The 654-nt window shown below is 34.9% G+C and carries 1 protein-coding gene; it reads left to right on the top strand.

Annotation, left to right across the window (positions count from 1 at the left end; genetic code table 11):
• Positions 1 to 14: 14 nt before the first annotated feature.
• Positions 15 to 654: IS110 family transposase (locus NE544_RS12070; protein ID WP_256269505.1), on the top strand; the 640-nt coding region annotated here is incomplete at its 3' end.

Here is a 654-nt window from a genome sequence, read left to right as displayed (position 1 = left end):
AAGGATGTTTATTTATGAAATTAGTTGGTATCGATGTTGGAAAGAACAGTCATCACTTCTGTGTCATGGACAAAGAAAATGGTGAATTCAATGTTACACCTACTTCTTTTTCTAACAACAAAGAAGGATTTGACTTTCTGATCAACTCTCTTAAACCGTATTCTAAAAAATCAATTCTATTAGGTATGGAAGACACTGGGCATTACCATGTTGCTCTTCTAAAATTTCTTCTTAGCAACGGATATACTGTTGCCTTGATCAACCCTAAAACGACTGATCTTACACGTAAGATGGAAGGCGGCATTACTAAGAATGACAAACTGGATACAATCACTATTTGTGATGTTCTAGATACTCCTGAGCGTAAGAAACAGTATCGTATTACTAAAGTTGACCGTTTTGATTTCTACGAACAAAGACAATTGACTCGTCATCACCATGATCTAAAGGAAGAACTCAACGTCTACTGTAATCGACTACAGAAATCGATTGATCTTGTTTTCCCTGAATTCAATACCTTATTCAGTTCTAAATATGGTGTTGTTTATATGAATCTTCTTAAAACGTTTGGCAATGCTGAAATAATCGCTTCTACAGACATTCGTACAATTCGTAAATGCTTTGAAATCAAAGGTAGAGGCAATCGTATTTCAT

Source organism: Holdemanella sp. MSK.7.32 (genome assembly GCF_024460475.1).
In the GTDB taxonomy this organism is placed as follows: domain Bacteria; phylum Bacillota_I; class Bacilli_A; order Erysipelotrichales; family Erysipelotrichaceae; genus Holdemanella.
The sequence above is the reverse complement of the archived record's forward strand: the minus strand, read 5'-3'. Positions and strand labels throughout refer to the sequence as shown.